This window comes from Pseudomonas sp. Q11 (genome assembly GCF_024494355.1).
Lineage (GTDB): Bacteria > Pseudomonadota > Gammaproteobacteria > Pseudomonadales > Pseudomonadaceae > Aquipseudomonas > Aquipseudomonas hefeiensis.
The window spans coordinates 60,246-72,578 of record NZ_JAKNQY010000006.1 but is presented as its reverse complement, the minus strand read 5'-3'; the positions used below and the strand labels follow the sequence as shown (position 1 = coordinate 72,578).

Sequence of the window (12,333 nt, the reverse complement as noted above, 5' to 3'; positions counted from 1 at the left end):
AATATGCCTTGGTGGACAGTTGAAAACCGTGGAGTTTGCCGAAAAACACCGGTTGGATCCACATTCTGACGAGTCAAAGGCGCAAACTCCACGAAAAGCCTGAGGAAGCGACGATCCTTGTCAGCTCTTGTACTATAGATCCTTTCTTGTACAACTCCGGGAACTTGTGCCGCCTCGCTACTTACTCATGCATAAGGCCGTTTTTTTTCGGCGCGCCTCCCCAACCCAATACCCCGAGAATGTCTACTATGCACAACCCCGCTCCTGATACTCAGCCGACCATTCTGGTAGTCGAAGACGACGACATCGTTCGTATGTTGATTGTCGACGTGCTGGAAGAGCTGGAATACCAGGTACTGGAAGCGGACGGCTGTGAACAGGCCCTGGTGTATTTGCGCAATGATGCGCAGCCCATCGCGCTGATGATGACCGATGTCGGCCTGCCGGTGATGGACGGTCGCGAGCTGGCCAGGCAGGCCCGATCGGCTCGGCCTCAGTTGCCCATTCTGTTTGCCAGCGGGTATGCCGAAAGCATCGATGTGCCTGAAGGCATGGCGGTGATTGGCAAGCCTTTTTCCATCGATCAGTTGCGCGATAAGGTCAACGGCATTCTTTCTTGAGCCTGACGCAATTGTTGGTCACTATCGGCGCCCCGCGCTGATAGCGCCCACGTCGATTCGTTCCAAGGAAGCGCCCGCTCATGCGTCAACCCACCGCCACCAAGGTCCTGGTTATCGGCTATGTCTGGCCCGAGCCGCGTTCATCGGCTGCCAGCGGGCACGTCATGCAGATCCTGGAAGCCTTCCTCGGGCAAGGCTGGGACATCACCTTCAGCAGCCCCGCGGGCCCTGGCGAGAATCGCGCCGAGCTGATCGCGCTGGGCATCCGCGAGGTGCCGATCGAACTCAACAGCAGCAGCTTCGATGCATTCATTGCTGAGCTAGCCCCGGATATCGTGTTGTTCGACCAATTCATGATGGAAGAACAGTTCGGCTGGCGGGTCGAGAAACACTGCCCCGGCGCCCTTCGGGTGCTGGAGACGTCCGATCTGCAAAGCCTGCGCCATGCCCGGCATCAGCGGCTCAAGGATCGTTTGAAGGACGATGGCGTTTCCCAGGATTTCAGCGATCTGTTTGCGCTGGACTTGCCTCAGGCGTTCGAGTTGATGGCCAACACCGACCTGGCCAAGCGGGAAATCGCTGCCCTGTACCGATGCGACCTGAACCTGATGGTGTCCGAAGTCGAGATCGAGCTGCTGGTGGAACATTTCAAACTGCCGCGAAACCTCTTGCATTGGTGCCCATTGATGCTGGACCTGCCGAGCGAAGCACGCGTGCCGTTCGAAGACCGGGCGCACTTCCTGAGCATCGGCAACTTCCGTCACGCACCGAACTGGGACGCCGTGCTCTGGATGAAAAACGCCATTTGGCCACTGATCCGCCAACAACTGCCTGGCGCACAACTGCACCTGTATGGCGCCTACACCCCGCCCAAGGCAGCGGCCCTGCACAACTCGGCTCAAGGGTTTCACATCATGAACTGGGCCGAAGACGCCCTGCAGGTCATGTCGGCGGCGCGTGTCTGCCTGGCGCCGTTGCGTTTCGGTGCCGGCATCAAGGGCAAGCTGATCGATGCCATGCTGTGCGGTACACCCAATGTCACCACGCCCATTGGCGCAGAAGCCATGCACGGTGAAATGCCCTGGCCCGGATCGATTGCCCAAAGCGCCGAAGATATCGCCCGCGCCGCTGTGCAGTTGTACAGCGAGCAGAGCCTTTGGACCCGCGCCCGGGATAACGGCCTGGCCCTGCTGGCGGACCGTTACCGGCGACAGGTCCATGGCCCGGCGCTGATTGATTGCCTCGATGCCTGTCGCGCCGACCTTGCGCAACGGCGCCGGGACAACTTCACCGGCAGCATGTTGCGTCACCACCAGCACAAGAGCACTCAATACATGTCCCAGTGGATTGAGGAAAAGAACCGCAACAGCCCGGCAGGAAGCGTTCCGGGGTAGCACCCGTGCGGCGAAGGGGGCATTATCCAGCGGCAATAACAAGAAAAGCGCCAGGCCATGACCCGAACTGCAAGAGTCACCGACCCCTCCTACGAGTTGATGGACGACCATAACGGGCTGTCCATCATCTATCGCCAGCACGGTTTCCCGTGCCCGCTGGTGCGCTGGCATTTCCATAAGGAATACGAGTTGCACCTGATCGTCGCCAGCTCCGGCAAGGTGTTCATCGGTGACTACATCGGCAACTTTTACCCGCAATCGCTGTTTCTCACCGGCCCCAACCTACCCCACAACTGGATCAGCCAGGTGGCCGAGGACGAAGTGGTGCCCAAGCGTGACATGCTGGTCAATTTTACCGACGAGCTGTTTGAAAGCGGTCATCAGGTGTTTGCCGAGCTCAAGACCGTCGCGCCGCTACTGGAGCGCGCCCAGTACGGCATCGAATTTCGCTGCAAGCGCACCATCCGCCAGGCCATGATCCTGATGCAGCGCATCGCCGATTCCCAAGGCATGAGCCGGCTGGGGCATTTTTTCATCCTGATGGAGCTGCTGGCCGCAACCGATGACTATCAATTGCTCTCCGGGGCCACTGCTGCTCAACCGGCGGACGAGCACAGCATCGACCGCACCAACCGTGCGGTGGATTACATCTTTGCCCATTACGCACGGGAACTGTCCCTGGAGGAAGTGGCCGACCACCTGGGCATGAAACCCACATACTTCAGCCGCGTCTTCAAACAGGCCACCGGCCGCTGCTTTATCGAGTTCGTCAATCGCCTGCGTATCAGCAAGTCCTGCGAATTGTTGGCCGACGGCGACAAACCGGTGACGGACGTGTGTTTTGAATCGGGCTTCAACAACATTTCCAACTTCAATCGGCGCTTCCAGCAGCTCAAAGGCATGACCCCTTCGCATTATCGGCGGCTGGCGGTGCAGCGGTTGACCGAGCAGAACCAGGGCTGACAATCCCAGATTAACCCTGTGGCGGGGATTTATGTGGGAGCAAAGCTTGCTCGCGATGAAGATGACGCGGTCTCCCGGAGAACCGAGGTGCTTGCATCGCGGGCAAGCCTTGCTCCCACACAGCGGGGATAAATCCCCTCGCCACAGGTAACCCCTCCTCACACTAAACCCCATCCAGTGCAAAAAAGTATCAGCCAAAGTGCGACGGATGATTTGTCACGCCGTCAATTGAGGGCTGTAATCAGCGCACATTCTTCCCTTCATCCGGAAGACACAAAAACAATAACTGTCCTTCCGCAGCCTTTGGGCGCGGAAAAGGAGTGCGCGATGAAACCTTCGGTAAAAGCTCTGCTTGTCTCCACCTGCATGACCCTCAGCAGCGTCAGTTTCGGCGCACAGACCCTCACCATAGCCACCGTCAACAACAGCGACATGATCCGCATGCAAAAGCTCTCGAAAACCTTCGAGGCCGAGCACCCGGACATCAAGCTCAATTGGGTGGTGCTCGAAGAAAACGTCCTGCGCCAGCGCCTGACCACCGACATCGCCACCCAGGGCGGACAGTTCGACGTGCTGACCATCGGCATGTACGAAGCCGCACTCTGGGGTGCCAAGGGGTGGCTGGAACCGATGAAGGATCTGCCGGCCAGTTATGCCCTGGATGATATTTTTCCGTCGGTGCGTGAAGGCCTGTCGGTCAAGGGCACGCTCTACGCCCTGCCGTTCTACGCCGAAAGCTCAATGACGTATTACCGCACCGACCTGTTCAAGGAGGCTGGCCTGACCATGCCGGAACGGCCGACCTGGGAGCAGATCGGCGATTTCGCGGCCAAGCTGAACAAGCCGGACCAGGAACAATACGGCATCTGCCTGCGCGGCAAGGCCGGTTGGGGTGAGAACATGGCGTTGATCACCACCGTGGCCAACGCCTATGGCGCACGCTGGTTCGATGAACAATGGAAGCCGCAATTCACCAGTCCCGAGTGGAAAAACGCCCTGAACTTCTACGTCAACACCATGAAGCAGTCCGGGCCGCCGGGGGCGTCGAGCAACGGTTTCAACGAAAACCTGGCGCTGTTCAACAGCGGTAAGTGTGCGATCTGGGTCGATGCCAGCGTGGCCGGCTCTTTCGTCACCGACAAAAGCCAAAGCAAGGTCAGCGAACACGTAGGCTTTACCTACGCACCGACACAAGTCACCGATAAGGGCTCGGCGTGGATGTACTCCTGGGCCCTGGCGATCCCGGCCAGCTCCAAAGCCAAGGACGCGGCAAAGACCTTCAGCGCCTGGGCCACCTCCAAGGAATACGGCGCATTGGTCGCCGAGAAGGATGGCATCGCCAACGTACCACCTGGCACTCGCGCCTCGACGTACAGCGAGGCCTACATGAAGGCAGCGCCGTTTGCCAAGGTGACCCTGGAGTCACTCAAGGCCGCCGACCCGAGCAAACCGACCCTCAAACCCGTGCCGTACATCGGTATCCAGTTGGTGACCATCCCTGAGTTCCAGGCCATTGGCACCCAGGTCGGCAAGTTGTTTTCCGCCGCCCTCATCGGCCAGACCACCGTCGACCAGGCTCTGACCGCCGCCCAGCAGACCACGGAGCGCGAGATGAAACGCGCCGGGTATCCCAAGTAATCCGCGCCGCCGCTCCGCCTTTTGTGGGAGCGAGCCTGCTCGCGATGAGGCTGGCACATGCAACATGTGTGCTGGCTGACTATCCGCTATCGCGAGCAGGCTCGCTCCCACAGGGGAGTTTTTCAGGCCTGCATAAATCGGTTCAATGCCATGAATAGTTCAACGACAACCGCCAAAGCACCCAGCGAGATTGTCCCACCGGTTCGCAAGAGCCGCTTGGCCAATCCAGGCTGGTTTCTGGTCAGTCCCTCGGTGGGGTTGCTGCTGCTGTGGATGATCGTGCCACTGGGCATGACCGTCTACTTCTCACTGATCCGCTATAACCTGCTCTACCCCGGTGAAAACGAATTTGTCGGGCTGGAGAACTTCACTTACTTCCTGACCGATTCGGGTTTCGTGCCCGGTGCTACCAATACCCTGCTGCTGGTGGGCAGCGTGTTGCTGATCAGCATCGTGTTCGGGGTATTGATCAGTGCGCTGCTGGAGGCCAGCGAGTTTTTCGGCCGGGGCATCGTGCGGGTACTGCTTATTTCACCGTTCTTCATCATGCCCACGGTGGGCGCGCTGATCTGGAAGAACCTGATTTTCCACCCGGTCTCTGGAATCCTCGCCTGGGTGTGGAAACTGTTTGGCGCGCAGCCGGTGGACTGGCTGGCCCACTACCCGCTGTTGTCGATCATCATCATTGTGTCCTGGCAATGGTTACCCTTCGCGATCCTGATCCTGATGACGGCCATGCAGTCCCTCGATCAGGAACAGAAAGAAGCCGCCCGCCTGGATGGCGCTGGCCCCATCGCGATTTTCTGGCACCTGACCCTGCCCCATCTGGCCCGCCCGATTGCGGTGGTGCTGATGATTGAAACCATTTTCCTGCTGTCGGTGTTCGCCGAGATTTTCACCACCACCAACGGCGGCCCCGGCTATGCCTCGACCAACCTCGCCTACCTGATCTACAACCAGGCGCTGGTGCAGTTCGACGTTGGCATGGCGTCGGCCGGTGGCCTGATTGCCGTGGTGATTGCCAATATCGCCGCCATCATCCTGGTGCGGATGATCGGCAAAAACCTCACCGACAAGAATTGAGGCCGCAGCCATGACACTTCAACAATCCCGTCGCCTGCAAAGCCTGCTGCTGGGTACGCTGGCCTGGGCCATCGCAATCCTGATCTTTTTCCCGATCTTCTGGATGGTGCTGACCAGTTTCAAGACCGAAATCGACGCGTTCGCCACGCCGCCGCAGTTCATCTTCGCGCCGACACTGGAGAACTACCTGCACATCAACGAGCGCAGCAACTACTTCAGCTTCGCCTGGAACTCGGTGGTGATTTCCTTCAGCGCCACCGCCCTGTGCCTGTTGATCGCAGTGCCAGCGGCCTACTCCATGGCGTTCTACGAAACCCAGCGCACCAAAGGCACGTTGCTGTGGATGCTCTCCACCAAAATGTTGCCGCCGGTGGGCGTGCTGATGCCGATCTACCTGCTGGCCAAGAGCTTTGGCCTGCTGGACACACGGACAGCGTTGATCATCATCTACACGCTGATCAACCTGCCCATCGTGGTCTGGATGATTTACACCTACTTCAAGGACATTCCCCGCGACATCCTTGAAGCCGCTCGTCTGGATGGCGCCACGCTGTGGCAGGAAATGGTTCGTGTCCTGCTGCCCATCGCCAAAGGTGGCCTGGCCTCCACTGTGCTGCTGTCGCTGATCCTGTGCTGGAACGAGGCGTTCTGGTCGCTGAACCTCACTTCGTCCAAAGCCGCGCCACTGACAGCCCTGATCGCCTCGTATTCCAGCCCCGAAGGCTTGTTCTGGGCCAAGTTGTCTGCCGTCTCGACCCTGGCCTGTGCGCCGATCCTGATTTTTGGCTGGATCAGCCAGAAACAGCTGGTGCGCGGTTTGTCCTTCGGCGCAGTGAAATGAATAGCCAAAAGATCGCAGGCTTCGCCAGCTCCTACACAGCCCACAGCCTTCACTTTCCCCGTAGGAGCTGTCGAGTACAACGAGGCTGCGATCTTCCTCCAGCCAAACTGAATAAATGACAAGTGGAGGCCCATCATCATGGCCAACCTGAAAATCAAGAATCTGCAAAAAGGCTTCGAAGGCTTCTCCATCATCAAGGGCATCGACCTTGAGGTGAACGACCGCGAGTTCGTGGTCTTCGTCGGCCCGTCTGGCTGCGGAAAGTCCACGCTGCTGCGGCTGATCGCCGGCCTGGAAGAGGTCAGCGACGGCACCATCGAACTGGACGGTCGGGACATCACCGAAGTCAGTCCGGCCAAGCGTGACCTGGCGATGGTGTTCCAGACCTACGCCCTTTACCCGCACATGAGCGTGCGCAAGAACATGTCCTTTGCCCTGGATCTGGCCGGTGTGCCCAAGGCCGAAGTCGAGAAGAAGGTCAACGAAGCGGCCCGCATCCTCGAGCTGGGGCCGATGCTCGAACGCAAGCCCAAGCAGTTGTCCGGCGGACAGCGCCAACGGGTGGCGATCGGTCGGGCAATCGTGCGCAACCCGAAGATTTTCCTGTTCGACGAACCGCTGTCCAACCTCGACGCCGCCCTGCGGGTGCAGATGCGCCTGGAGCTGGCACGCCTGCACAAGGAGCTGCAGGCGACGATGATCTACGTCACCCACGATCAGGTCGAAGCCATGACCCTGGCCGACAAGGTGGTGGTGCTCAACAGCGGGCGCGTCGAACAGGTCGGCTCGCCGCTGGAGCTGTATCACCAGCCGGCCAACCTGTTTGTCGCCGGGTTCCTCGGTACGCCGAAAATGGGCTTTCTCAAAGGCAAAGTCACACGACTGGAAAACCAGGGTTGTGAGGTCCTGCTGGACGCTGGCACCCGCATCAGCCTGCCTCTGAGCGGCGCCAGCCTGAGCGTTGGCGGCGCGGTGACACTGGGGATTCGCCCGGAGCATTTGAACCTGGCACAAGCGGGCGATTGCACGCTGCAAGTCACCGCTGATGTCAGTGAACGTCTGGGCAGCGACACCTTCTGTCATGTCGTGACCGCCTCTGGCGAAGCCTTGACCATGCGCGTGCGCGGCGACCTGGCGAGCCGTTTCGGTGAGCAACTGAACCTGCACCTGGACGCTGAACACTGCCACTTATTCGATGCCGAGGGCGTGGCGGTCACCCGTGCGCTGCGCATCGCCGCCTGATTGCCGAGACTTGTGATGAAACTCAATCGACAGAACCTGCACAACCTCAGCCCTGAGGTCGCCCTGCCCGCTTATTCCTTGAGCGAGATCAGCCAGGGCATCGCCCACATCGGCGTCGGCGGCTTCCACCGCGCGCACCAGGCTTACTACACCGATGCGCTGATGAACACCGGCGCCGACCTGGACTGGGCCATCTGCGGCGTGGGCTTGCGCGCCGAAGACCGCCGCGCCCGGGATGACCTGGCCAGCCAGGACTACCTGTTTACCCTGTACGAGCTGGGGGACACCGATGACACGGAAGTCCGGGTAATCGGTGCCATCAATGACATGCTGCTGGCCGAAGACGGCGCCCAGGCCCTGATCGACAAACTGGCCGACCCGCAAATCCGCATCGTCTCGCTGACCATCACCGAGGGCGGCTATTGCATCGACGACAGCAACGGCGAGTTCATGGCCCATCTGCCGCAAATCCAGCACGACCTGGCCTATCCAGATGAACCGAAAACCGTCTTCGGTTTCCTCTGTGCCGCCCTGGCCAGGCGCCGCGCCGCTGGCACCCCGGCGTTCACCCTGATGTCCTGCGATAACCTGCCGCATAACGGCGCCGTGGCCCGCAAGGCGCTGCTGGCATTCGCCGCCTTGCGCGACGCTGAGTTGGGGCAATGGATCGACCGCCACGTGAGTTTCCCCAACGCCATGGTTGACCGCATCACCCCCATGACCAGCGTCGCCCACCGCCTGCAACTGCATGACGAGCATGGCGTCGACGATGCCTGGCCGGTGGTCTGCGAGCCGTTCGTGCAATGGGTACTGGAAGACAAATTCGTCAACGGTCGCCCGGCCTGGGAAAAGGTCGGTGTGCAGTTCACCGATGACGTGTCGCCCTATGAAGAGATGAAAATCAAGCTGCTCAACGGCAGTCACCTGGCGCTGACCTACCTGGGTTTTCTCAAGGGTTATCGCTTCGTCCACGAAACCATGAACGACCCGCTGTTCGTGCGTTACATGCGTGCCTACATGGAGCTGGACGTGACCCCGCAACTGGCACCGGTACCGGGGATCGACCTGACCGACTACAAAAACACCCTGGTGGAGCGCTTTTCCAACCAGGCAATTGCCGACCAGTTGGAGCGGGTGTGTTCGGACGGCTCGTCGAAGTTTCCCAAATTCACCGTACCGACGATCAACCGTTTGATTGCCGACGGCGGCGAAACCCGCCGCGCGGCGCTGGTGGTGGCGGCCTGGGCTGTGTATTTGAAAGGCCAGGACGAAAACGGCGTGAGCTACTCGATCCCGGATCCACGGGCGGCGTTCTGCCAGGCGCTGGTGGCCGACGACGCGCTGGTGACCCAGCGGATGCTGGAGGTCGAAGAGATTTTTGGCACCGCCATCCCCAATTCGCCAGAGTTCGTGGCAGCATTTGAGTGGTGCTGCAACAGCTTGCGCGAACACGGGGTCACGCGGACGCTTGAGCGGGTGTTGGCTGACGCGAACTAAACTGCCCACGCGATCTGTTTCTGTGGCGAGGGAGCTTGCTCCCGCTGGGCTGCGCAGCAGCCCCTTGGATCTGCCTGAGACACCTAGTTGTCAGGTTGATGGGGCCGCTTCGCGACCCAGCGGGAGCAAGCTTCCTCGCCACGGGGTTTTGTGTTTACCCGCCGATGACCCTTTGTTGATATCGATCTGACTAACCCAAGGATTTTTATGGCAAACCAACAACTGTTCCTGGGCATCGACTGCGGCACCCAAGGCACCAAGGCGTTGATCCTGGACGCAACCAGCGGTCAAGTCCTGGGACACGGTTCTGCTGCCCACACCATGATCAGCGGCGCGGACGGGCGGCGCGAGCAAGATACCGCGCAATGGCTGGACGCGTTTACCCAGGCGACCCATCAGGCCCTGGCATCCGCTGGAGTCGATGGTCAGGCCATCCTCGGCATCAGCGTCTCCGGCCAGCAGCATGGTCTGGTACTGCTTGATGACCAGGGCCAGGTGCTGCGCCCGGCCAAGTTGTGGTGTGACACCGAAAGCACCCCGCAAAACGATCGTCTGCTCGCCCACCTGGGAGGCGAAAGCGGCTCGCTGGAGCGTCTGGGCGTGGTCATCGCACCCGGCTACACGGTTTCCAAACTGCTGTGGACCCGCGAGCATCACCCGCAGCTATTCAACCGCATCGCCAGCATCCTGTTGCCCCACGACTTTCTCAATCACTGGCTCACCGGCCGCCATTGCAATGAATACGGCGACGCCTCGGGCACCGGCTATTTCAACGTACGCACTCGGCAATGGGACGTGCGCTTGCTGCAACACATCGATCCCGACGGCCGACTGCAATCGGCATTGCCGGAGCTGATCGAGTCCCATCAGCCGGTCGGGCGGATCCTGCCGGCCGTCGCCGCACACCTGGGCATCAATCCAGAAGCGGTGGTCGCAAGCGGTGGTGGCGACAACATGATGGGCGCCATCGGCACCGGCAACATCCAGCCCGGTGTGATCACCATGAGCCTGGGTTCCTCCGGCACGGTCTACGCCTATGCCGCAGAACCCGCGGTCAGCCCACAGCCGTCGGTAGCGACCTTCTGCTCATCGAGTGGTGGCTGGCTGCCGCTGATCTGCACCATGAACCTGACCAACGCCACCGGGGCCATGCGCGAGCTGCTGGAACTGGACATCGAAGCCTTCAACACCCTGGTCGCGAATGCCCCGATAGGCGCCGAAGGGGTGTGCATGCTGCCGTTCCTCAACGGTGAGCGGGTTCCCGCCCTGCCCCATGCCACCGGCAGCCTTTTCGGCCTGACCACCACCAACCTGACCCGGGCCAATCTGTGTCGGGCAGTGGTCGAAGGCACAACCTTCGGTTTGCGCTATGGCCTGGACCTGCTGCGCGCCAACGGACTTGAGGCCCAGAGCATCCGCTTGATCGGTGGTGGCTCGAAAAGCCCGGTTTGGCGGCAGATCGTCGCCGATATCATGGATACGACGGTCATCTGCACTGAACAGAGCGAAGCGGCCGCCTTGGGCGCGGCCATTCAGGCGGCGTGGTGCCATTCAGGGGCACGGGAAAGCCTGGCCGATCTGTGCGAGCGTTGTGTCAAGCTCGACCCGGCCAGTGAAACCCGGCCTGTCATGGAACAGGTCGCAGCATCGCAAAAAGCTTATGTCCACTATCAAGAACGTGTTGCAAACCTCTGAGATAAAAGAATTATGTATTTGGTATGTGGTGAAGCGCTGTTTGATTTTTTCAGCGAAAACGAGATGGGCGGCACGGCCTCACAGGTCAACTTCAAAGCCATTGCTGGCGGCTCGCCGTTCAACGTGGCGGTAGGACTGCGGCGCCTGGGAGTGGAGTCGGCGCTGTTTGCCGGGTTGTCCACCGATTACCTCGGGCGGCGCTTGCACCAGGTTCTGCTCGACGAAGGCGTCAGCAGCCAATACGTGTTGGACTTCGACACCCCTACGACCCTGGCGATGGTGGCAGTCGGTGCCAACGGCTCGCCCCACTACAGTTTTCGCGGTGAAGGCTGCGCGGATCGGCAACTAGGCCTGGAGCATCTACCGGTGCTCGGCCCGCAGGTACGCGGCCTGCACGTCGGCTCCTTCTCCCTGGTGGTGCAACCCATTGCCGACACGCTGCTGGCCTTGGTGCGGCGCGAGAGCGGCAAACGCCTGATCAGCCTGGATCCCAACGTGCGACTCAACCCGCAGCCCGACATCGAACTGTGGCGCTCGCGAATCGCAACGCTGGTCGAATATGCCGATTTGATCAAGGTCAGCGATGAAGACCTGAGCCTGCTTTACCCCGACCAACCGCCACAGACCATCATCGAACGCTGGATGGAGCACCGTTGCCAACTGGTGTTCCTGACCCGTGGCAGCCAAGGCGCGACGGTATTCAGCCGTCAGCACGGTTCTTGGTCAATGCCCGCTTGCCCGGTGCAAATCGCCGACACCGTGGGCGCAGGCGACACCTTCCAGGCGGCATTGATTGCCTGGCTGACCGAGCAACAATTGGATTCAGTGGAAGGCCTGCAGACCCTGACTCGGGAGCAGGTTAGCGCCATGCTCGCCTTTGCCATGCGCGCTGCTGCGCTGACCTGCGGCAGGACCGGGCCGGATCTGCCTTATCGGCAGCAATTGGACTGAGCTGGACGGGTAGAAGCTAAACGCTGGGGGCGGCCAGTGACCGTCCCCAGACGTGAGTCTTATAAAGACAAGGTCGTGATCAGCGCCCGGTCATTCTGTGTTGCTGATGGAAGTGATTGCCGGCGTGGGGATTGTGGTCAAGTTCGGTTCGCAACTCGGCAATCAGGTCGTTGATTGCGCGGCAACCATTCAGTTTATTGGCATCGATGTCGGTTTTGACCAAAGCCACGCGATCGGTTTCATGATCGTCATAAATCTTGATTGTCATCGACAGATCGGGTGACAAGGTGCATTGCGAGCGCTTGGGCAGCAAGCTGCTTTCAATGATGTTTCGCATTTCGAGGGCAGATAAAAACATGGCGACTCTCTCCTGTTGAGGCGGCCAACTTATGTTCACGACGGTGATATT

General features: G+C 60.2%; 11 protein-coding genes. 10 read left to right on the top strand and 1 reads right to left on the bottom strand.

All coding sequences use genetic code 11. The features are described 5' to 3' along the window. Positions 1-248 precede the first annotated feature (248 nt). From MA884_RS08790 to MA884_RS08745, 10 genes are all read left to right on the top strand, one after another. A complete protein-coding gene (locus MA884_RS08790) occupies positions 249-620 on the top strand; it encodes a response regulator (RefSeq protein WP_371134750.1) in 372 nt (123 codons plus the stop codon). Between the two features lie 80 nt (positions 621-700). After that, complete coding sequence (locus MA884_RS08785) at positions 701-2,014, top strand: glycosyltransferase (protein ID WP_256230085.1); 1,314 nt, start codon at positions 701-703, stop codon at positions 2,012-2,014. Positions 2,015-2,071: 57 nt separating this feature from the next. Further along, the gene (locus tag MA884_RS08780; RefSeq protein ID WP_256230084.1) at positions 2,072-2,977 is read left to right on the top strand and encodes an AraC family transcriptional regulator; all 906 of its coding nucleotides are present in this window, start codon (positions 2,072-2,074) and stop codon (positions 2,975-2,977) included. Positions 2,978-3,304: 327 nt separating this feature from the next. Next, entirely contained in the window at positions 3,305-4,615 is a 1,311-nt protein-coding gene (locus tag MA884_RS08775) for a sugar ABC transporter substrate-binding protein (RefSeq protein ID WP_256230083.1), read from the top strand. A gap of 150 nt (positions 4,616-4,765) precedes the next feature. Beyond that, entirely contained in the window at positions 4,766-5,698 is a 933-nt protein-coding gene (locus tag MA884_RS08770) for a carbohydrate ABC transporter permease (RefSeq protein ID WP_256230082.1), read from the top strand. Positions 5,699-5,708: 10 nt separating this feature from the next. Then, positions 5,709-6,539 carry a carbohydrate ABC transporter permease gene (locus MA884_RS08765; RefSeq protein WP_173406940.1) on the top strand — a complete coding sequence of 277 codons (831 nt, stop codon included), beginning with the start codon at positions 5,709-5,711 and terminating at the stop codon, positions 6,537-6,539. 138 nt (positions 6,540-6,677) lie between these two features. Continuing rightward, positions 6,678-7,781, top strand: a complete 1,104-nt coding sequence (locus tag MA884_RS08760; RefSeq protein ID WP_256230081.1) for an ABC transporter ATP-binding protein — start codon at positions 6,678-6,680, stop codon at positions 7,779-7,781. Positions 7,782-7,796: 15 nt separating this feature from the next. Next, positions 7,797-9,278, top strand: a complete 1,482-nt coding sequence (locus MA884_RS08755; protein ID WP_256230080.1) for a mannitol dehydrogenase family protein — start codon at positions 7,797-7,799, stop codon at positions 9,276-9,278. A gap of 207 nt (positions 9,279-9,485) precedes the next feature. Next, the gene (xylB, locus tag MA884_RS08750) at positions 9,486-10,973 is read left to right on the top strand and encodes a xylulokinase (RefSeq protein ID WP_256230079.1); all 1,488 of its coding nucleotides are present in this window, start codon (positions 9,486-9,488) and stop codon (positions 10,971-10,973) included. 12 nt (positions 10,974-10,985) lie between these two features. Beyond that, on the top strand, positions 10,986-11,924 hold the full coding sequence (locus tag MA884_RS08745) for a carbohydrate kinase (RefSeq protein WP_256230078.1): 939 nt from the start codon (positions 10,986-10,988) through the stop codon (positions 11,922-11,924). Positions 11,925-12,003: 79 nt separating this feature from the next. On the opposite strand, the gene MA884_RS08740 is transcribed toward MA884_RS08745, so the two are convergent. After that, the gene (locus MA884_RS08740) at positions 12,004-12,282 is read right to left on the bottom strand and encodes a DUF1652 domain-containing protein (RefSeq protein ID WP_256230272.1); all 279 of its coding nucleotides are present in this window, start codon (positions 12,280-12,282) and stop codon (positions 12,004-12,006) included. Between the last annotated feature and the right edge of the window lie 51 nt (positions 12,283-12,333).